At 71.5% G+C, this 20,551-nt stretch carries 18 protein-coding genes; 9 read left to right on the top strand and 9 right to left on the bottom strand.

The features are described 5' to 3' along the window. Positions 1–222 precede the first annotated feature (222 nt). Positions 223–1,074 carry a formyltetrahydrofolate deformylase gene (purU, locus tag AB0E05_RS34145; RefSeq protein ID WP_361971053.1) on the top strand — a complete coding sequence of 284 codons (852 nt, stop codon included), beginning with the start codon at positions 223–225 and terminating at the stop codon, positions 1,072–1,074. A 97-nt stretch (positions 1,075–1,171) separates the two neighbouring features. Here the strand turns inward: purU and AB0E05_RS34140 are convergent, their stop codons facing one another. Then, entirely contained in the window at positions 1,172–2,632 is a 1,461-nt protein-coding gene (locus AB0E05_RS34140) for a zf-HC2 domain-containing protein (protein WP_361971051.1), read from the bottom strand. Beyond that, positions 2,632–3,213, bottom strand: a complete 582-nt coding sequence (locus AB0E05_RS34135) for a sigma-70 family RNA polymerase sigma factor (RefSeq protein ID WP_361971049.1) — start codon at positions 3,211–3,213, stop codon at positions 2,632–2,634. Before AB0E05_RS34135 ends, AB0E05_RS34140 begins: the two co-directional genes overlap by 1 nt. 414 nt (positions 3,214–3,627) lie before the next feature. Here AB0E05_RS34135 and AB0E05_RS34130 point away from each other — a divergent pair, with 414 nt between their 5' ends. Then, positions 3,628–4,143 (top strand): EF-hand domain-containing protein, encoded by a 516-nt coding sequence (locus AB0E05_RS34130; RefSeq protein WP_361971047.1) that lies wholly within the window; start codon positions 3,628–3,630, stop codon positions 4,141–4,143. A gap of 189 nt (positions 4,144–4,332) precedes the next feature. Here the strand turns inward: AB0E05_RS34130 and AB0E05_RS34125 are convergent, their stop codons facing one another. Both AB0E05_RS34125 and AB0E05_RS34120 read right to left on the bottom strand, forming a co-directional pair. Then, entirely contained in the window at positions 4,333–4,986 is a 654-nt protein-coding gene (locus tag AB0E05_RS34125) for a response regulator transcription factor (protein ID WP_361971045.1), read from the bottom strand. 233 nt (positions 4,987–5,219) lie between these two features. Continuing rightward, entirely contained in the window at positions 5,220–6,365 is a 1,146-nt protein-coding gene (locus tag AB0E05_RS34120; protein ID WP_361971043.1) for a histidine kinase, read from the bottom strand. Between the two features lie 426 nt (positions 6,366–6,791). Between AB0E05_RS34120 and AB0E05_RS34115 the strand changes: the two genes are divergently transcribed. Continuing rightward, positions 6,792–7,835 (top strand): CPBP family intramembrane glutamic endopeptidase, encoded by a 1,044-nt coding sequence (locus tag AB0E05_RS34115; RefSeq protein WP_361971041.1) that lies wholly within the window; start codon positions 6,792–6,794, stop codon positions 7,833–7,835. Here AB0E05_RS34115 and AB0E05_RS34110 read toward each other — a convergent pair. Further along, entirely contained in the window at positions 7,810–9,366 is a 1,557-nt protein-coding gene (locus AB0E05_RS34110) for an MFS transporter (protein ID WP_361971040.1), read from the bottom strand. The genes AB0E05_RS34115 and AB0E05_RS34110 overlap by 26 nt on opposite strands. A gap of 150 nt (positions 9,367–9,516) precedes the next feature. Then, positions 9,517–11,088 carry an AMP-binding protein gene (locus tag AB0E05_RS34105; protein WP_361971038.1) on the bottom strand — a complete coding sequence of 524 codons (1,572 nt, stop codon included), beginning with the start codon at positions 11,086–11,088 and terminating at the stop codon, positions 9,517–9,519. Between the two features lie 166 nt (positions 11,089–11,254). On the opposite strand from AB0E05_RS34105, the gene AB0E05_RS34100 reads away from it, so the two are divergent. From AB0E05_RS34100 to AB0E05_RS34090, 3 genes are all read left to right on the top strand, one after another. Further along, a complete protein-coding gene (locus AB0E05_RS34100) occupies positions 11,255–12,400 on the top strand; it encodes an acyl-CoA dehydrogenase family protein (RefSeq protein ID WP_361971035.1) in 1,146 nt (381 codons plus the stop codon). A gap of 1 nt (position 12,401) precedes the next feature. Then, positions 12,402–13,310 (top strand): acyl-CoA dehydrogenase family protein, encoded by a 909-nt coding sequence (locus tag AB0E05_RS34095; RefSeq protein WP_361971033.1) that lies wholly within the window; start codon positions 12,402–12,404, stop codon positions 13,308–13,310. Between the two features lie 400 nt (positions 13,311–13,710). Next, positions 13,711–14,181, top strand: coding sequence for an ATP-binding protein (locus tag AB0E05_RS34090; RefSeq protein ID WP_361971031.1), 471 nt, complete (start codon positions 13,711–13,713; stop codon positions 14,179–14,181). A gap of 268 nt (positions 14,182–14,449) precedes the next feature. Here the strand turns inward: AB0E05_RS34090 and AB0E05_RS34085 are convergent, their stop codons facing one another. Then, positions 14,450–15,376: a cyclase family protein gene (locus AB0E05_RS34085; RefSeq protein ID WP_361971030.1), complete on the bottom strand. Its 927-nt coding sequence runs from the start codon at positions 15,374–15,376 to the stop codon at positions 14,450–14,452. Between the two features lie 126 nt (positions 15,377–15,502). Between AB0E05_RS34085 and AB0E05_RS34080 the strand changes: the two genes are divergently transcribed. Genes AB0E05_RS34080 through AB0E05_RS34070 form a run of 3 tightly spaced genes read left to right on the top strand, consistent with a single transcriptional unit; the run spans position 15,503 to position 18,646 of the window. Beyond that, a complete protein-coding gene (locus AB0E05_RS34080) occupies positions 15,503–16,408 on the top strand; it encodes an SDR family oxidoreductase (RefSeq protein WP_361971028.1) in 906 nt (301 codons plus the stop codon). A gap of 13 nt (positions 16,409–16,421) precedes the next feature. Then, positions 16,422–17,600: an acyl-CoA dehydrogenase family protein gene (locus AB0E05_RS34075; protein ID WP_361971026.1), complete on the top strand. Its 1,179-nt coding sequence runs from the start codon at positions 16,422–16,424 to the stop codon at positions 17,598–17,600. Continuing rightward, the gene (locus tag AB0E05_RS34070) at positions 17,597–18,646 is read left to right on the top strand and encodes an alcohol dehydrogenase catalytic domain-containing protein (RefSeq protein WP_361971024.1); all 1,050 of its coding nucleotides are present in this window, start codon (positions 17,597–17,599) and stop codon (positions 18,644–18,646) included. The genes AB0E05_RS34075 and AB0E05_RS34070 overlap by 4 nt, the downstream gene beginning before the upstream one ends. Before the next feature lie 42 nt (positions 18,647–18,688). Here AB0E05_RS34070 and AB0E05_RS34065 read toward each other — a convergent pair whose 3' ends face one another. Together AB0E05_RS34065 and AB0E05_RS34060 are read right to left on the bottom strand one after the other, a co-directional pair. Continuing rightward, positions 18,689–19,414, bottom strand: coding sequence for a hypothetical protein (locus tag AB0E05_RS34065; RefSeq protein ID WP_361971022.1), 726 nt, complete (start codon positions 19,412–19,414; stop codon positions 18,689–18,691). A 123-nt stretch (positions 19,415–19,537) separates the two neighbouring features. Further along, positions 19,538–20,527: a helix-turn-helix domain-containing protein gene (locus AB0E05_RS34060; protein WP_361971020.1), complete on the bottom strand. Its 990-nt coding sequence runs from the start codon at positions 20,525–20,527 to the stop codon at positions 19,538–19,540. Positions 20,528–20,551: the final 24 nt, after the last annotated feature.

The following is a 20,551-nucleotide window of genomic DNA, read 5'->3' as shown; positions in this document are numbered from 1 at the left end:
CGCCAATACTCCGCATTGGCTCCCTCCTCCGCCTTGAGATCCACGGCACCAGACCCCGCTCCCTGATCCAGCCTGATCCATAAGACACGCCCTAGGTCGCGCCCGGGCGCACCGCACGGGGCACCGTGCTGCCGATTGCATGGCTTTTGTCCGTGAATGTTCCGCCTGTCCGCACGGCGGACGTGAGCGCCTCCGGGGCGGCCGGTGTGGCACGCTACGAGGATGACGGACCAGTACGTTCTGACGCTCTCCTGCCCGGACAAACAGGGCATCGTGCACGCCGTGTCGAGTTACCTCTTCATCACCGGGTGCAACATCGAGGACAGCCAGCAGTTCGGGGACCAGGACACGGGTCTGTTCTTCATGCGGGTGCACTTCTCCGCCGAGCCGCACGTGACCGTGGACAAGCTGCGGGCCAGCTTCGCCGCCGTCGGCGACGCCTTCCAGATGGACTGGCAGATCCACCTCGCCGACGAGCCCATGCGGGTCGTGCTGATGGTCAGCAAGTTCGGCCACTGCCTGAACGACCTGCTCTTCCGCTCCCGGATCGGCGCCCTGCCGGTCGAGATCGCGGCCGTGGTCTCCAACCACCGGGACTTCGCCGAGCTGGTCGGCTCGTACGGCATCCCCTTCCACCACATGCCGGTCACCAAGGACAACAAGGCAGAGGCCGAGGGCGCGCTGCTGGAGCTGGTGCGGGAGCTGGACGTCGAGCTGGTGGTGCTCGCCCGCTACATGCAGGTGCTCTCCGACGACCTGTGCAAGCAGCTCAGCGGCCGGATCATCAACATCCACCACTCCTTCCTGCCGAGCTTCAAGGGTGCCAAGCCCTACCACCAGGCGCACGCCCGCGGCGTGAAGCTGATCGGCGCGACGGCGCACTACGTCACCGCCGACCTCGACGAGGGCCCGATCATCGAGCAGGAGGTCGAACGGGTCGGCCACGACCTCACGCCGGAGCAGCTGGTGGCGGTGGGCCGGGACGTCGAGTGCCAGGCGCTGGCGCGTGCGGTGAAGTGGCACGCGGAGCACCGGATCCTGCTGAACGGCAGCCGTACGGTCGTCTTCGCCTGACGTCCACCGGACCGTCGGTCGTGGTGCGCGTCGGGCGGTGCGGCAGGCCGGGTCGGTCGGGTCGGTCGGGTCGGTTGGGTCGGGTCGGGTCGGCGTGTCACATGCGGCTGAGCGACGCGGCTGCGAAGAGCACGTCCCGAATCGCCTCGCGGTCTCCGTACTGACCGACCGCCGCCTCCTCCGGCGGCACGTGCCCGGCGACCAGCTTGCAGAACTCCACCCCTTCGAGGGCGACCTGCGCCACCGCGCGGTCCGGGGAGCCGAGGGCCGCCGGCGAGTCGAGCGAGATGTACCAGTCGCCGCCGCCCGCGCCCTCCACCTCCAGCCGCACCGAACGCCCCGGCGCTCCCGCGGCCACCAACTCCTTCACCGGCCCGGCGAGCCCGGCCCGCCTGCGCGCGGCGAGCGTCGCCGGCAACAGCCGTGCCACCAGGTCGATCATCCGCTTGAGGTGCGCACCGCGCGGCGGGTCGTACGGATAGTCCACCGCGTCCGCGATGTCGTCGGCGTGGATCCAGCACTCGAAGGCGCGGTCGACGAGCGCGTCCCGCAGCGGCAGCGAGAAGTCCCCGTACGACACGGACATCTCGGCCGCGCCGTGCGCCGCGAAGGACACCGTACGGATGAGGGTGTGGCTCTGCGCCCGCCACAGGCGGTGCGCGGCGCGCCCGGTGGGGAGGTTCTCGGAGCGCCAGAACTTCTCGGTGCGCTCCGTCGGCGGCTTCGGGCCGTCGCGGCCGAGCGGGTCGTCGAGACCGAGGGCGTTCGCCACGAGTCCGTCGACGGTCATCAGATGGCCGATGACGCCGCCGACGGTGGTCATGCGCCGCACCGACTCGCGGCCGTCGAACCACAGCAGGTGCAGGGGTGCGTCCCACTCGGCGTCGCCGATGTCCCGCAGCAGTGCGTCCAGCCGGGCGGTCTCCGCGTCGTACGGCGTGGCCCAGTCGGGCACCGGGATGCGGGCGGGCCGGCGACCGAGGCAGTTCTCCAGCACCCGGAAGCGCAGCGAGGGCGGAAGGTCGAGCTCGCGTTCGGTGTGCAGCAACTCGACGGCGCCGCGCAGCCGCTGTGCCTCGTCGTGGCAGGGAGCACAGACCTTCAGGTGCGCGTCGACGGCGGCGGTCTCCTCGGCGGAGCAGGCGGACAGGGCCCATGCGCCGAGCAGGGACTTGAGCACGCCGTGGGAGGGCGGCGACGCGGGCACGGCGCGGTCGGCTACCTCCGGGCTGTCGCCCGTGCCTTCGGCACCCGCGGTCTTCGCCGGCTCTTCTCGTTCGTCCGTTGCTGCTGCTGACTCTGGTGTTTCGGGCATATCGGCCTCGGCCGGTCGGTCGGCTGGCGTGGTTCCGTTGGCGGGCGGGGAGGTCTGGCGCGACGTGGGCGCTGGGGGAGGCGGGGGGACGCGTGGTGCGACGTTCCTCCTGGGCCGGGGCACCCCGGAGTCCTTCCGACGCGGGGGCGGCGCGAGGCCGTCACCGGCCCGCCGGGGGGCGGGTATGCGGGGTACGCCCTGCACCTCCTCGTGCTCGCCGTCGCCGTCGTCCCAGTGCGCCATCACAGGGAGCGCCCGTATCCAGGGGGTGACGAGCCCTCCACGGGCCGCGTGTGCGCCGTGGACAGCAACTGGAGGCCGAGCCGTAGTCTGCGCCTGGCCTCGTCATCGGTCACTCCCAGATGCGCTGCGGTCTGTCGGTAGTCACGTCGCTCGAAGTAGGCCAGCTCCAGCGCCTTGCGCAGGGGAGCGGGCATCGAGGTGCGTATGTAGTCGGCCCGGGCCTCGGCCGCCGCCCTGCGCACCCGCTTCTCCAACTCCTCGGTGGTGCCCGTGCCGCCGTCCGCGAGCGCGGCGGCACCGGTGCGACGCAGTCGCGACACGGAGTGCTGGTTGGTCAGCTTGGCGACCCAGGACCGCAGGGAACCCTGCTTGGGGTCGTACTCGTCCGGATGCTCCCAGACGTAACCGAACACCTCACGGGTCACCTGGTCGGCCGCCTCGTCGTCGTCGAGCACCCGATGGGCCAGGCTGTGCACGAGGGAGGCGAGCTTGTCGTACAGCTCGCCGAGTGCCGCGGCCTCGCCCCTGGCGAGCCGCTGCTGCATCTTGCGGTCCCAGCGCGGCTGCGTGTCCTTCGCCATCCGTTCCGTCCCCCAAGCCTTGCTCGCGCGTACCGCCCTTGCCTGTGGACACCGACCCTCGCGCCGTGCGCCGCTCTCCGCGGTGTCCCACGGAGCGTCACGATGCAGTTGGTGCCCTCGATGTCCTTTCCCCGTCAACGAATGTAATGCGCGTGACGATGCCCGCACGCCCCTTTGCTCCAAGTGCGCCCCCGAAGGAGGGTTGAGGTGGTAGAGGGACTTCGGCCCCGAAGTGCTCCCGTTCGAGGCCCGAAGGGGACCCCGAGCGGGACCCTGGGGGATCCCGAGCGACGCCCGGCGACCTCGCCTTCGAAACTGTGATCACCCCTTCACCTGTGGTTGGTTTCACGTTCCCGAGCAGGCAATTGGCGGGTACTTGCACGCGTCAGCCTCCCGGGGCCGTACGCTCCCCGCATGGACAGCGCAGAGTACGAGCGCAAGATCGCGTCTCGCTTCGCCGCATTCGATCAGGACGGCAACGGCTACATCGACCGCGAGGACTTCAGCGGGGCGGCGGCCCGCCTGCTCGCCGAGTTCTCCACCACTCCCCGCTGCGACAAGGGGCAGGCCCTCTACAACGGCGCCGAGGCGTTCTGGCAGGGCATGGCCGGCATCGCCGACGTGGACGGCGACCAGCGCGTCAGCCGCCAGGAGTTCGTCACCGGGGCGGTGAAGCGCCTCCGCGACAACCCCGAGCGCTTCGCGGAGATCGCCCGCCCCTTCCTGAGCGCCGTGATCGCCGTGGCCGACGCCGACGGTCAGGGCATGACCCCCGCAGCGGCCGAGCGGGTCCTACGAGTCCTGGGCGTCGGCACCGAGGTGACGGCCCAGGTCGCCACCGCCCTGGACACCGACGGCGACGGCCGCATCGGCGAGGACGAGGTCCTACGAGCCTTCGCCTCCTACTACGTGACGCCGGAGCAGCCCTAACTCCTGGTGGGGCCTGGAACTCCCTGGAACTCCCGACGGAGCCGGGGGCTCTAAGCGGAGCTGGGAACTTCTGGTGGAGCCCGGGAGCTGCTGGAAGCTTCGGGTGGCTTCCGGGCGCTCCCGTTGGCTTCCGATGGCTTCCGGTCAGTGCCCCCGGGGCGTGTTCCGTTCAGGAGCATTTTGTTCCGTTCAACCGCCGTTCACATAGTCCTCCCCGGGGATCACCAGGCCCGATTCGTACGCCATCACGACCGCCTGTGTGCGGTTCTGCGCATCGAGCTTCATCAGGACGTTGCTCACATGCGTCTTGACGGTCTCCAGGCTGACCACGAGCCGCTGCGCGATCTCCGGGTTGGACAGCCCCTTCGCCATCAGCCGCAGGGTGTCCTGCTCCCGCCCGGTGAGCGGTAGCGGCAAGGGCGGTACCGCCGACGCCGGGCGGGCGGTCACCAGCCGGCGGACCGCGTCCGGAAAGAGGAGCGAGTCGTCCGTGGCGACCAGGTGGACGGCGCGGGCGATGCGGTCCGACGGCGCCCGTTTCAGTACGAACCCGTCCGCGCCGGCGCGCAGCGCTTCGTACACGTACTGGTCGCTCTCGAACGTGGTGATCACCACGACCTTCGGCGGCTCGTCCAACTCGGCCCGCAGCCGCCGCGTGGCCTCGATGCCGTCCATGCCGGGCATGCGGACGTCCATCAGGACCACGTCCGGCCGCAACTCGGCCACCAGCGGCAGCACCTCCGTCCCGTCAGCGGCCTCACCGACCACGTCGAGCTGTGGCTTCGCCGACAGCAGCGTCCGCAGACCGGTGCGGGTCAACTCCTCGTCGTCCGCGATGAGCACGGTGACGGCACCAGCTGACCCCGCGTCTGCCTCAGTCTCCGTATCTGGCCCCGGCCCCGGCCCCGGCGCCAACGCCAACGCCGAGGCCGTTGTCGTGCCGGCGGGTGCGGGTGAGGGGCTTGGTGGGGTGGCCGTGGCTGCGGTCGCAGTGACGGGTGTGGGCTGGGGCGATGGTGCGCGTGCGGTCGGGGCAGTGGTGTCGTTCATCGACCCCTCCTCTCCTCGTCCGTGGGTCATGGCTCCGGGTGCAGCGGGAGGCTGGCGGCGAGCCGCCAACGGCCGTCGGGCGTGGGGCCGCAGTCGAGGTCACCGCGCAACAGGCTGACTCGTTCCTCCAGATTCTTCAGTCCGTAGCCGAGACGGTCGGCCCGGGCCGGGCGGAACCGTCGGACGGCGGACTTCGGTATCTCGTTGGTCAACTCGACCTCCAACCGGTCCGATGTCACAGTCAGTCGCAACTCCATGGTGGGCTCGACCGCGTGGCGCAGCCCGTTCGTCAGCCCCTCCTGCACGATCCGGTACGCCTCCCGGGAGACGGGGCTCGGGATCCGTTCCAGCTCGCCACTGATTTCTATCTGGACCTCGACGCCGACCTGGTGCACTCGGTCGACCAGCGCGGGCAGCTCGGCCAGCGTGGGCCCGACCACGGTCGCGGCCGGGGCGCCACCGCCCCGCCGCAAGGCACCCAGAACGTGGTCCAGGTCGTCCAGTGCGTCGCGCGAGGTCTCTTCGATGCTGTTGAGGGCGCGCCGTGCGGCTGCCGGGTCGCTGTCCATCAACTCACCGGCCACCGCTGCCTGGATCGTGGCGGCGGTGAGGGTGTGGCCGATGGAGTCATGCAGCTCCTGCGCCAGACGATTGCCCTCCGCCAGCACGCGCATCCGCTCTTCCAACGCGGCCACCCGCTCGGCCTGTCCCGGCCCGATGAACAGCGGCGCGAGCCAATGGAGCGCTGCGGTGCCCAGAGCGACGACGAACCAGGTGAACAGCAGCGCGACAACGGCCAGCGGCACCGTCCACGCTCCGTGCCACCCCGCCGCGACGTCCGTACTCACGGTGAGGAAGCGAAGGTCCTCCCCACCGCCGTTGAGCCACACCGCGATGGAGAGGAGCGCAACGGCGGTCGATATCGCCGCCACCACCGTCACGCATCCGCCGACGACTGAACTCACCAGCAACCACGCTCCCGTACGCAGCCGCTCGGGCGCCTCCGCACGGGTGGGCGCGGGCAGCTCGGTGCCGAGCGACGCGTTGGCCAGCCACACGGCACGGCGGCGGGCGGAGTGCAGCAGCCCGCAGATCACGACGAGGTCCGCCGCGAGCGCGCCGACGGCGAGCGTGCGCCAGCCGGAGGACCACGTGCGGGTGCTGGCTCCCAAGAAGAGGAGCGCGGTCAGCAGCGCGATGAGACCGATGCACGTGCCAACGACGACGTGCCCGAGGCCGCGCACGGTATGTCGAGGGCGAAGGTGCTGGCGCACCGAGCGGCCCGACAGGCCCGCATGGCCTGCGAGGTGTTGACGCGGGCGGGTTATCGCACGCGCTGGAGAGTCCGGACGGGTGGCTGGACGAGTCGGAGGTGTTGGCAGGGATGAGGGACGGTCGTGGGCCTGTTTGCTCTTCCACACCTCTCCGATTTTGCAGATGGCTGCGCGATGCCGCCTCCCCCAGGTGAGGGAGATCCAATCTCGCTCACGATCGCGATGTGGCGGCCGGCCGGCCGGCGGACAGTGGTCGACATGCTGCGTGCCCCACGAGCCGCAGAAATCCACAGTCATGCCCATGGGAGAGAAGGTCTGCACGCCATGACGTACGTCGTCCCGACCAAGGCCACACCACTATCGAGGAAGGACCGCACCCGCGGGTTGTGGGTGTTCTTGTTGATCACTTTCGGTGGCGCGTGGGTGGGGATGTTCCTGCCGCTGTTCACCGACCTCTCTCCGCTGAACCCGTTCGGGCAGATCATCTTCGGCTGCATGCCCGCTCTCGGCGCGGTGGTCGCCCGCCTCGCCACGGGCGAAGGCTTCGCCGATGCCGGGCTCCGCCCTCGTTTCCGCCGTGCGTGGAAGCACTATCTGCTGGCCTGGCTCGGGCCGTTGGCTTTTGCCGTCACGGCGTTGGGGACAGCTCGCGTGCTCGGTGTCTGGGATGGTGACCTGACGCAGCTCGGCGACGGGGTGGGCGGAGTGCCGGGGTGGGCGGTGGTGCCGCTGCTGATGCTCGCGGCACTGCTTCTGACGCCCATCTACTGGGGCGAAGAGTTCGGTTGGACCAGCTATCTCAGGCCCCGGCTGTGCAACGGACGGCCCTTGGCGGCGGTGGTCGTCGCGGGCGCGATCTGGGCGGTGTGGCACTATCCGCTGGCCTTCAACGGCTACATCGAGTTCGAGCATCTGCTGCTCGGGCTGGCGATCTGGTCGATGGCCTTCCTCATCCAGCAAGTCATGCTCGCGGCGCTCGCCGTGCGCAGCCGCACGGTGTGGACCGCGTCGCTCGCCCATGCGGGGAACAATCTCGTGCTCTCCCTGCTCATGGAGATCCTTGTCCTGAACGGCGGCGACGGCAAGGGCGGCGGGCCCGGTCAGATAACGGTCACGCTGTTTCCCCTGCTGCCCATGGCGCTGGTCTGCATCTGGATCCTGTGGAGCGGCAAGCTGGCGGCCCCGGGCGGTGACGCAGGCGATGAGAGCGAGCGCAGGGGGCTTGCCTCCCAAGACTTTTCGGCGCTGACCTCCAGCTCGCTCAACACCTCCATATCCTCCGCGACCTCCACGACCTCGAAGTCCTCTGCGTCTTTCGATTCTTCTGGTTCTTCCGGCTCCTTCAGTGCCCCGAGGAGGTCACGATGAAGCGACGCGGCACCAAAGCCGTCACCAGGACCGTCACGGTGGCCACGATGCCTACGGACACCCATGACGTCGTCGTGAGCGCGGCGTCGAAGGCAGTCCGGGCGGCGGCCAGGACGTCGGGGTCGCCCAGTTGCTCGGCGTCGCCGATGGACTGTTGCGCGGCCGATGGTTGGCCCGTCATGCGGTCCGCATATGCGGCGGCGTGGATGGAGCCCAGCAGCGCCACCCCGAGGCCCACTCCGAGTTCGTACGAGGTCTCCGAGACGGCACCGGCCTGCCCGGCGCGTTCCGCAGGTACCGCCGACACCAGGACCGCGGCTGCCGTGGTGATCGCGATGCCGTCGCCGAGCCCGAGGGCGATCAGGACCACCGCGACGTACGGATACGTTGTCGGCTCCGGGGACAGCGCGAGGACGAGGAAGCCGGCGACGAGTCCGCTCAGCCCGAGGGCCATCGCGGCGCGCACCCCGATCCGGCGCATCAGCCAGGGAGCGGAGAGCGAGCCGACGAGCGTGGCGAGCGCCGCAGGCAGGGTGCGGACACCGGCCTGTGAGGGGGAGTAGCCGTGGACGTACTGCATCCACAGCGACAGCAGGTACAGCGCTGCGCCGATCGCGAGCATCGCCATCAGGGTCGCCAGTGCCGCCGCCGTGAAGGCGCGGCGGCGGAAGAGCCGTACGTCGAGGAGCGGGTCGGGTCGGGCGAGTTGGCGGCGGGCGAAGAGTGCCAGCGCGATGATCCCCAGGGCCAGTGCGGCCGGACCGCTCGCTTCGACGCCGTTCTTGGCGAGGTGTTTGATGCCCCAGGCCAGGGTGATGACGCCGACGACGGAGAGCACGGCCCCGACCCAGTCGAGCCGCCCGTGTCCCGCGTCCTTGAACTCGGGCAGGAGCCAGAGCCCGGCCGCGACGGTCGCCACGACGACGGGCACGTTGACCCAGAAGGCCGCCGACCATCCGTACTCCTCGACGAGGACACCGCCGACCAGGGGGCCGATCGCGGCGCCCGCGCCGGCGACGGAGGCCCACACGCCGATGGCGAGCGTGCGTTCGTGCGGGTCGGTGAAGATGTTCCTGATCAGCGAGAGCGTGGAGGGCATCACCATGGCGCCGCCGATCGCGAGCAGCACCCGCCCGCCGATCAGCTGCGCGGACGAGGCCGCGGTGGCGGCGAGGACGGAGGCGGCTCCGAAGAGGACGAAGCCGCTGACGAAGAGCAGTTTGCGGCCGTAGCGGTCGCCGATGCCCCCGGTGGTGACGAGCAGGCCGCCGAGGACCAGCCCGTAGACGTCGATGATCCAAAGCTGTTGGAGCGCATCGGGCTCCAGGTCGTCGATGAGGGAGGGCAGTGCGACGTTCAGGATGGTGGCGTCCATGGCCACCAGCAGGAGGCTGGCGCACAGGACCGCGAGCATGCTCCAGCGCCGGGCCCGGCTGAAGCCCGGTGGCGCCGAGCCGCTCGACGGGGGCTGCGGCGGTTGGGGCGGTTGCGGGGCCTGCGGCCCCGGTGGATGCTGCGCCGTACCGCCCATGCCGTCCCGTCCCTTCGTGACCCCCGCCGAGGAACACTGCCGTGGCGGGGGCCGGCCGCCGCGGAGACGGGCCCGGCGCTTGCCCCGAACGGCGCACGGCCTTCGGCGCCGGCCGCCGGGGACGTGTCCCGGGCAGTCGTTGTCACGGGATCAGGAGAAGCGCTCCCGCAGCTTGTACTTCAGGACCTTCCGGAGAGTGTCGTTGCGGGGCAGGGCGTCCACCACCTCCAGTTGCTCCGGCAGTTTGTAGGGGGCGAGGCCCTGGGACCGCAGGAAGGCGGTGATCGTGGGGAGGTCGAGCCGCGCGCTTGCGGCCCGCTGCTCCAGGACCGCGCAGACCCGTTCGCCGCGTTCGTCGTCCGGCAGCCCGATCACGGCCGCGTCGGCGACGTCCGGATGGGTGTGCAGCAGGTCCTCGACCTCCTTCGCGGAGATGTTCTCGCCCTTGCGGATGATGACGTCCTTGAGGCGGCCGGTGAGCACCAGGTGTCCGGACGGCGTCAGACGGCCGAGGTCGCCGGTGATGAGGAAGCCGTCCTCGTCGAAGACGGCGTCGGACTGGACGGGATCGAGGTAGCCCCGGCAGACGGCCTCGCCCCGCAGCCGCACCTCACCGTCGACGATCCGGATCTCCATTCCCGCCGGTGGCCGCCCTTCGGTGGTGGCGAGGTCCTCCACGGAGTCGTCGGGGGAGCCCATCGTGATCATGGGTACTTCGGTCATGCCGTAGCCGTGAGTGAGTTGGCAGCCCAGCTCGCGTACGACGGAGTGGTACAGCTCCGGGGGCTTGGGCGCTCCGCCGCCGGCGAGCAGCCGCAGCGTGGGGATCAGTTTCCGGTCGGGCCGCTTGCGCTGTTCGGCGAGGAAGAGGGAGTAGAAGGCCGTGGAGCCGCCGGCGGTGGTGACGCCGTGGCGCCGGTAGTCGTCGAGCGCGCCGGGAAGGGCGAACTTCTCGAAGAGGACTGCCGGGAAGCCATACAGCAGCAGCATCACCAGGTAGTCGGCTCCGCCGATGTGGGCGAAGGGGAAGGCGATGGAGCCGATGTCCTCGGGGGTCAGTTGCAGCGCGTGCGCCAGGCAGGAGCCGCCCGCGATCAGGGAGCGGTCGGTGTGCAGGACCCCCTTGGGGTCGGATGTGGTGCCCGAGGTCCAGTAGATCCAGCGGACGTCGGTGCCGTTTTCGGGCGGGGGCGGCAGGGTCGCGGGGTCGCCGGAGGGCAGCGAGCCGTAGCCGTCGAAGACGCCCCGAGCTCCGATGCGGACGGCCATCGCCCCGTGGTCGAAGTCGCGCCAGACCCCGGGCACTGCGAAGTGCTGCGCCTTGGACTCGCGCAGGGCGAAGGAGACTTCGCGGTCCCGGTAGAAGGGGATGATCGGGGTCTGCACGGCGCCGAGCCGGGCGAGGGCGACGCACAGGACGACGGTCTCGATGGTGGTGGGGAGCTGCCAGGCCACAACCGTGCCGGGCCGCACGCCCCGGGCGTACAGTCCGGCCGCGGTCTCCTCGGCGGCCGTGCGCAGACCGCCGAAGGTGAGCGACCGCTCCCCCTGGAGGAGGGCACGCCGGTGCGGGGTCAGCTCGGCGCGTCGGGCGACGAGGTCCCAGAGGGTGGGGGAGTCGCTGAGCGTGTGTGCGGTGTTCTTGCCGTCGGTGTCGGGCGCCCTGTCGTTGTCGCCTGCGCTGTGCGTGCCGTCCGTGTCCTGCGTGTCGTCCGTGCGCATTGGGCGTACGCCTCCATCCACCCCGGGCCAGCCGACCTCGTGTCTGACGCATCGTCAGGGATGGTCGAGAGGGTAGGTCTCCGGAGCTTGTCGGTCCAGGGGTGCGCGGCTAGCCTGAAATATCTGATGCAGCGTCAGATTTCTGTGGTGAGGGGCGGGTCGCGTCTTGGATCTCAGCTTTACGGAAGAGGAAGAGGCGTTCCGGGCCCGGCTGCGGGACTGGCTCGGCGTCAGCCTGCCGAAGCTCCCGCCGAAGCCCTCGCCCGACGACTGGCCCGCCCGACGTGCCTACGACACGCTCTGGCAGCGGATGTTGTACGACGCGGGCTATGCCGGCCTCCATTGGGGCGCGCCCCCCACTCAGCGGCTGATCTATCTGGAGGAGACCGAGCTGGCGGGCGCGCCGTACGTGGGGGCGAACTTCGTCGGACTGCTGCACGCCGGCCCCACCATCGCGGCCGAGGGCACCCCCGAGCAGCGGGACCGCTGGCTGGAGCCCATCCTGCGCGGCGACGAGGTCTGGTGCCAGGGCTTCAGCGAGCCGGAAGCCGGTTCGGACCTCGCGGCCCTGCGGACCCGGGCGGTGCGGGATGGCGACGAGTACGTGATCACCGGGCAGAAGATCTGGACGTCGCACGCGGAGGTCGCCGACTGGTGCGAGTTGCTGGTGCGCACCGACCCCGATGCGCCCAAGCACCGGGGGATCTCCTGGCTCGCTATGCCGATGGACGCGCCCGGCGTCACGGTTCGTCCGCTGCGCACGCTGGCCGGTTCGGCGGAGTTCGCCGAGGTCTTCCTGGACGAGGTGCGGGTCCCGGTCTCGCACCGCGTCGGTGCGGAGCACGACGGTTGGCGCGTCACCATGGTGACGCTCTCCTTCGAGCGGGGCACCGCGTTCGTCGGCGAGGTCGTCGCCTGTCGCCGCACCTTGCGGGAGGTCGCCCGCGCTGCCCGAGCCAACGGCAGCTGGGACGACGCGGTCGTGCGCCGCCGCATCGGCCGGCTGAACGCGGAGTTCACCGCGCTCTGGCGGCTCACCCAGTGGAACGTCAGCGAGGCGCAGGCCACCGGCGGCGTGCCCGGGATCGGCGGCTCCGTCTTCAAGCTCCGTTACTCCCAAGCCCGCCAGGAGCTGTACGAGGCGGCGGCGGAGGTGTTGGGGCCCGATGCGCTGGACCTGGGCCGTGAGTGGACCGCGGACCGGCTGTCCTCGCTCTCGTACACCATCGCCGCCGGCACCTCCCAGATCCAGCGGAACATCATCGCCGAGCGCATCCTCGGTCTCCCCAAGGCCCCGAAGGGCGGTGCCTGACATGCGATTCCAGTTCACCGACGACCAGCGGGTCCTGAAGGCCGCCACGCGCGAGCTGCTGGAGCGCGTCTGCCCGGCCGAAGTGCTGCGGGCCGCGCTGGCGGGGTCGCCGGGCCTCGACCGTCGGGTGTGGGCGGCGCTCGGTGAGGCCGGAGTGTTCGCGCTGCGGTTGCCCGAGGAGACGGGAGGTGTGGGCCTTGGGCGGGTGGAGGCCGTCCTGGTCTTCGAGGAGCTGGGGCGTGCCCTGGTCCCCGGGCCGCTGGTGGCGACCCATCTGGCCGCCGGCGTCGTGCCGGGCGCGGCCACCGGGGAGCGGGTGGTGGCCCGGGAAGACGGAGGGCTGGTGGCGTGGCTGGCCGCGGCGGACGCCGTCGTCACCGCGGATTCGGGCGGCGCGCCCGTGGACACGTCCCGGGGCGTGCCCCTGCGGTCCCTGGACCCGCTGACGCCGTTGCACCGCGTCCCCCCGGGAGGGGAGGCGGCGGGCTGGGACGTGGAGGGCGCCTTGCTCGTTGCCGCCGAGCAGTTGGGCACCGCGGCCCGGGTCACCGATCTGGCCGTACGGTACGCGAAGGAGCGCGAGCAGTTCGGGCGGCCGGTGGGCGCCTTCCAGGCGGTGAAGCACCTGTGTGCCGACATGCTGGTGCGCACGGAAGTCGCTCGTGCCGCGCTGTACGGGGCCGCCGTCACGGGGGACCGCGTCGAGGTCGCCGGTGCGAAGCTGCTCGCGGACGACGCGGCCGTACGGGGCGCCCGGGACTGCCTCCAAGTGCACGGAGGCATGGGCTTCACCTGGGAGGCGGACGTCCATCTGCACCTCAAACGCGCATGGGTGCGGGCCCGGATGCGGCCACGGGCCGCCGAGGCGGAGGAGGTCCAGGCGCAGGCGCTGACCGTCGCGTCGCTATAGCACCATCAGACGTCACGGTGCGTCGATATCGGGTTGTGTCCTTCGGATGACTCGTCACGGGCCGTCGTCGGGCACTCGCTCCGGTACGCTCCGTGAGGTGCGAGTCGTTCCGAGGCGTAACGGCGCCGGTGTTGCCCCTGTGGCGGCTCCGAGCGCGGGAAAGTGCGCCGCTCACACCCCTGGTGAGCGGGCCATGCGCCGCTGTTCGACTCGCTGCAGCAGGCGTCGCACAGTATGCACCAAGCGTCATCCTTCGTGCTGGAATATGCCCGAAGCGCTTGTTGCCGTGACTGTACGTCAACCATGCTGTCCCGTAGGGGAGTCACGCACGGTGACTCTCTCGGGAGAGACCCAGTCGAGGCGCGAGGCGATGTGTCCGCCGGTTCGGATGGTGTGAGCAGTGCAGGTGCTCCAGGTTCAGTTGGAGGTCGGGCCCGATCCCGCGGAGGTGGGGCGGGCTAGAAGGTGGGCGCGTTCCCGGCTGGTGGGATCCGGCATACAGCACGATGAGCCGCTGGCGGAGACGCTGATCCTGTTGATCTCCGAACTGGTCACCAATGCCGTGGTGCACACCGGCTGCCCCGCCGTGCTGCGGGTGCTCTTCGGTTCCGGCAAGGCGGAGGCGGGCACGGTGCGCGTGGAGGTCGCGGACAACTGCGCCCGTCCGCCGCGGCGGCGCACCGCCGAGGACGACGAGACCAACGGCCGCGGGCTGGAGTTGGTCGACGGCCTCGCGGACCGGTGGGGCTGGGAGCGCGAGGGCGCCGGCAAGGCGATCTGGTGCGAGGTGGACCGGGGTGTGCCGGTGATCGCGTCGTACCGGAGGGACGTGCGGGCGGGGGTGCGGGTGCTGGCGGGGGCGCACCGGTAAGGCGCGGCGGGATGCCCTGCGGCCGGCTTGGGCGTGAGGGTGTGGGTGGTTCCTCTTGCGGCCCTGACGCCCTCGCCTCCGTCGGCCTGCGGCCGACCGGTCTCTGCGGGTGCGTTGTGGGCTTGTCGCTCCGTTCTCCCCCTGCGCCCAGAGGGTGGGGGAGCTGCCTCCACACGCCCCTCGCATGCCTCGCTCGCCCCGGGCACCTGCGGGGTGCTTTGTGGTTGTTTGCGCGGTTCTCCTGGTGCGCCCTGTGGGCGCCGGGCCGCTAGAGGATCGCCACGGGGGAGACCGGGGTGCCGGTGGCGCCCAGGAAGGGTTCGGGCATGGCGGAGAGGAGGAAGGCGTAGCGGGATTCTTGTGCACAGGCTGTGGACAAGTTTTCCAGGTTCCAGTTCTGGCCCTGGAGCATGCCCATGTCGACGAGGTCGAGGGCGTGGACCGCCAGCCAGAGGTCGTCGATCTCCGGGGGGATGATCTCGAACGAGAGGGTGTCCGTGGCGACCGCGGACACGTCGTGGGTGTGGAACCACTCCGGCGTGCGGATCGAGAGGCCCGGGGACGGGAAGCCGTAGGCGTGTTTGTCGCCGTCCAGGAGGACCCGCATCTGGCCCGTGCGGACGAGGAGGACGTCGCCCGTGTTCAGGGTGACGCCGCCGAAGTCGGCTGCTTCCGAAAGGTCCTCGGGGGTCACGGCGTGGTCGGACGGTAGGCGGTCGAGGCCCTTGGCGCGGGCCACGTCCAGGAGGACGCCGCGCGAGACCACGTGGGGGACCTTGTCGATGCCGCTGAAGCGCGCGCGGTCGTGCGGGGTGACGGTGGTCGCCGGGCGGCCGTTGTAGATCTTGCCGCTGTGGGAGACGTGAGTGAGGGCGTCCCAGTGCGTGGCCGCCTGGAGCGCCATGGTCACGGTGTCGTCGCTGGTGGCGACGGCGTCGGGGCCGAACATCTCGTAATTGATCTGGATCATGGTGTGCAGGGGGTTCGTGCGGCCCGGGATGAGGCCCGTCTGGAGGCCGTCGCGGTGCAGCGGCAGGGCCAGCGGGATGCGGCGGCCGGTGCGGACGGTCGCGGCGGCGGCCCGTACGACCTCGTCCGTGACGAGGTTGAGGGTGCCCAGTTCGTCGTCCGCGCCCCAGCGGCCCCAGTTGTTGACGCGCCGGGCGATCTCGTGGAACTCGGGCGGCAGCGGCATCGGAACCGACCTCCAGGGGGCGCCTCGGAAATGCCTCGGGGATGCCCCGGGGACGGGGGGTTGTGCTGGGGCGACCCGCTCGCCGTAAAATCTAACGGTCCGTCAGAAACCGTGGAAGGGGCCGGTGTGGGTAACTTCTTGGCAGGCAAGGTCATCGCCGTCACCGGGGCGGGGCGCGGCATCGGGCGGGCCGTCGCCGTCGCCGCCGCGGCCGAGGGCGCGCACGTCGTCGTCAACGACCACGGCGTCTCGATCGAGGGCGCGGAGCCGACGTCCGAGGTCGCCGAGGCCGTCGTACGGGAGATCGTGCAGGCCGGCGGCAGCGCGACCGCCGTCGCCGACGACATCGCGACCATGGCCGGCGGCCAGCGCCTGGTGGACGTCGCGCTCGCCGAGTACGGCCGGCTCGACGGCGTCGTCTGCGTCGCCGGCATCCTGCGCGAACGCATGCTCTTCAACATGTCCGAGGAGGAGTGGGACCCGGTCGTCGCCACCCACCTCAAGGGCACCTTCACCGTCTTCCGCGCCGCCTCCGCCGTGCTGCGCAAGCAGGGCTCCGGCACCCTCATCGGCTTCACCAGCGGCAACCACCAGGGATCCGTCGCCCAGGCCAACTACTCCGCGGCCAAGGGCGGCGTCATCTCGCTGGTCCGCAGCGCCGCGCTCGGCCTGCACAAGTACGGCGTGACGGCGAACGCGGTCGCGCCCGTGGCCCGCACCCGGATGTCCGCGAACGTCCCCGTGGAGCTGAAGGAGATCGGCGAGCCCGAGGACGTCGCCGCGCTCGTCGTCTATCTGCTCTCCGACCGCGCCCGCGAGATCACCGGGCAGGTGTACACGATCGCCGGCCCCAAGATCGCGGTGTGGGCGCAGCCGCGGGAGCTGCGCGCCGGGTACGCCGAGGGCTCTTGGACGCCGGAGAAGATCGCGGACTTCCTGCCCGGCACGGTCGGCGTCGACCCCATGCCCATGCTCGCCGCCCTGGAGGAGATGGCGCGCGCCGCACGGTCCGGCGACCGTCCCAATGCCTGAGGAGGGGCGGGCCGTGGAGGGCGACGCCGACTTCCTGCGCCGGGCCCGCGCCTGGCTCGACGCGCACGTCACCGAAGCCCACCGGCGCATCGGCGGCGGCCCCGGCAGCGAACACCTGGGGGTGGCCGAACGCCGCGCCTGGGAGCGCGAGCTGGGCCGGGACGGCTGGATCGGCCTCGGCTGGTCCGAGTCCGGTTGGGGCAACCGCACCGCGACCCTCGCCCAGCAGGTCGGGTGGGCGGAGGAGTACGCGCGTGCCGGCGCGCCCGCCCGCGTCGGCCACATCGGCGAGAACCTGCTCGCCCCCACCCTCATCCGCTTCGGCTCCCCGGCCCAGAAGGAGCGCTTCCTGCCGCCCGTCGCCCGCGGCGATGAGCTGTGGTGCCAGGGCTACAGCGAGCCCGACGCCGGATCCGACCTCGCCGGGGTGCGCACCTCGGCCGTCCGCGACGGCGACGCGTACCGCATCACCGGGCAGAAGATCTGGACCTCCCTCGCGCAGGACGCCGACTGGTGCTTCGTGCTCGCCCGTACGGAAGCGGGCTCGGCGCGCCACCGCGGGCTGTCGTTCCTGCTGGTCCCGATGGACCAGCCCGGCGGCCGGATCGAGGTGCGGCCGATCCGGCAGCTCACGGGGACGAGCGAGTTCAACGAGGTGTTCTTCGACGGGGCCGTGGCCAGTGCGGAGCACGTCGTCGGCGGGGCGGGCAACGGCTGGCGGGTCGCGCTGGGCCTGCTCGCCGTCGAGCGCGGCGTCTCCACCCTCGCCCAACAGATCGGCTTCCAGGCGGAGCTGCGGGAGGTGGTCCGTACGGCCGTCGCCACGGGGGCGGCGGGCGACCCGGTGCTCCGCGCCCGGCTCGTCCGGCAGTGGGCGGAGCTGCGCACCCTGCGGTGGAACGCGATCCGGACGCTGGACGAGGACGGCGACGCAGGGGGAGCGCCCAGCGTGGCCAAGTTGCTGTGGGGCGGCTGGCACCGGCGGCTGGGGGAGCTGGCGGTGGCCGTGCGGGGCGCCGCGGCGACCGTCGGCCCGGACGACTGGCGCCCCGCCGACCCGTACGGACTCGACGCCGCGCAGCGGCTGTTCCTCTTCACCCGGGCCGACACGATCTACGGCGGCTCGGACGAGATCCAGCGCAACATCATCGCCGAGCGGGTACTGGGCCTACCGAGGGAGCCACGGGCATGAGGGGTGTCGTGTTCGACGGGAGCCGGCCGCGGGTCGTCGACGACCTGGAGGTACGGGCGCCGGGCCCGGGCGAGGTGCTGGTGGCCGTCGCCGCCGCCGGGCTGTGCCACAGCGATCTGTCGGTGCTGGACGGGACGATTCCGTTCCCGGTGCCGGTGGTGCTGGGGCACGAGGGCGCGGGCGTCGTGGAGGAGGTCGGGTCGGGGGTGCGGCACGTGGCGCCCGGGGACCACGTGGCGCTGTCGACGCTCGCCAACTGCGGGGCGTGCGCGGACTGCGACCGCGGCCGGCCGACGATGTGCCGCGCCGCGATCGGCCGTCCGGGCCGGCCGTTCTCGCTGGGCGGCGAGCCGCTGTACCAGTTCGCGGCGAACTCGTCGTTCGCCGAACGCACCGTCGTCAAGGCGGTGCAGGCGGTCCGCATTCCGCGCGGGATCCCGTTGACGTCGGCCGCGGTGCTGGGCTGCGGGGTGCTGACCGGCGTCGGCGCGGTGCTGAACCGGGCGAAGGTCGGCCACGGCGAGAGCGTGGTGGTGATCGGCGTGGGCGGCATCGGCCTCAACGTCATCCAGGGCGCGCGCATCGCGGGCGCCACCACGATCGTGGCTGTGGACACGAACGCGGCGAAGGAGGCGCCGGCCCGCACCTTCGGCGCCACGCACTTCCTCGACTCGACGACGCAGGTCAAGGAGGTGCTGTCGACGGGCGCCGACCACGTCTTCGAGTGCGTGGGCCACACCGGACTGGTGCGGCAGGCCGTCGACCTCCTCGACCGCGGCGGGCAGGCCGTGCTGCTGGGCATGACCCCGCCGAAGGCGGAGGCGAGCTTCCTGCCGGCGTCGATGTTCCTCGACAAGTCGATACTGGGCTGTCGGTACGGGTCGTCCCGCCCGCAGCGCGACATCGCGCTGTACGCGGAGCTGTACGGGCGCGGGGCGCTGCTGCTGGACGAGTTGGTGACGGAGACGTACCCGGTCGCGGAGTTCACGAGGGCGGCGGACGACGCGCACCACGGGCGGGTGGCGCGGGGCGTGCTGACGTTCTGACGGGTACGGGTACGGGTACGGTCCGCGGGCCTGCGTCCCGGATCAGTTCTTCTCGTGGGTCTCCCAGGACACCTGGAAGTAGCTCTCGGGGCGGAAGTGCACCTGGAACACCGTGTCGTGGCGCTCGCGCAGCTGGGCCACGGTCGTGCCGGCCGGCTCGTTGACACAGCGTCCGCTGTCTTCGGGTGGCGGAGGGTCGGGGCAGTACATGACCGGTTCCTGGATCGTGGTCCCGCGCAGGGAGTCGTCCCACGACACCTCGACGGTGGGGTCGGCCAGCCGCGGGGATCCCAGCTCGACCCCGCCCTGCACGCCCTTCAACCGGTAGTAGTCCAGGGCGCGCTCGACCGTGCCGTCCCCGCCCGGCGCGGTGCCCCACTCGCCGAGCGCGGCGGCGTCGATCTTGCGCAGCACGGTGGGGACGGGGGTGTCGGTGCCGTAGTACGCGTACGCCTGCATGGAGCAGTTGAAGGCGTACGGGTCCTGCTGCGCGTCGAACAGCTCCGGACGCTGGCCGCCGCCGCAGCTCCACTGGAGGCGGAGGAGCGTCAGATCCAGGTCCGTCCCCTTCGTGAAGGCGGCCACGCGGTCGCGTAGGGCCCGTTCCGCGTCGGCGCGGTTCGACCTGGCCTGCGAGGAAGAGCCGTAGCGGCGCATCTCGTCGTCGCTGGGCTCTCCGTTGTCGAAGGCGCAGGAGGCGAGGGAGGCGAGGGAGCCGGTCAGCAGCAGGGCGCCCGTCAGCGCCGCCCACTTCGTACGCCGTCGCATCGCACCCGCCCTCCCGTACCCGTGCCCGACCGCCATGGTCGTTCGACGCCGTACCGGCCGGACACGGGGTGCCTACTCAGCGGGATGAGTACGCGTACGGATGCGCGGCGGGCTCGGCGGCCGTCAGGCGCAGGGGCTGTGGACGCCGTCGGCGCGGAACGTCCTGCGGTACGCCGTCGGGGACACCCCGAGCGCGGCTTGGAGGTGGCTGCGCATGGACTGCGCCGTGCCGAAGCCCGCGCCGCGGGCGACCCGGTCGACGGAGAGGTCCGTGGACTCCAGCAACTGCCGGGCGCGTTCGACGCGCTGCTGGGTGAGCCACTGGCCCGGGCTGACGCCGACCTCCTCGCGGAAGCGGCGGGTGAACGTCCGTACGCTCATCGCCTCCTGCTCCGCGAGGTCCCGCAGCTGGATGGGCTCGTGGAGGCGGTCCAGCGCCCACGTCCGGGCCGCGGACGTGGTGGCGAGCTGGGCCTCGGGCACCGGGCGGCTGATGTACTGCGCCTGGCCGCCGTCGCGGTGCGGCGGTACGACGCTCTTGCGGGCGGTCTCGTTGGCGACGGCGGCGCCGTGGTCGCGGCGCACGATGTGGACGCACAGGTCGATGCCCGCGGCCACGCCGGCCGAGGTGAGGACGTCGCCGTCGTCCACGTACAGCACGTTCGGGTCGACCCGCACGGCGGGGAACAGCTGCTGGAAGCGGTCCGTCCACCCCCAGTGCGTGGTGGCCGGGCGGCCGTCGAGGCGGCCGGCGGCGGCGAGGAAGAAGCTGCCGGTGCAGATGGAGGCGATCCGGGCGCCCGGGCGGATCGCCGCGAAGACGTCCGCGAGCTCCGCCGGGAGGCGGCCCTCGGTGTACAGCTCCGCGGGGTGGTAGGCGGCCGGCACGATCACGGTGTCCGCGGTGGCCAGCTCCTCCACGCCCCGCGTCACGTGCACGTCGAAGTCGGCGGTGGTGCCGACCGGGCCCGGGACCGGAGTGCAGCTGACGACCTCGTACAACGGGTCGCCGGTGGGCGTGGTGGCCCGGCCGAAGATCCGGTGGGGGATGCTCAGCTCGAACGGGATGACCTCGGGGAGGACGAGGACCACGACGCGATGGAGACCGGCCATGGCCCGATCCTAGCGAATGCTGTC

Source organism: Streptomyces sp. NPDC048057, from assembly GCF_040653095.1.
GTDB lineage: Bacteria > Actinomycetota > Actinomycetes > Streptomycetales > Streptomycetaceae > Streptomyces.
This window is presented reverse-complemented; position numbering and strand designations above follow the sequence as displayed.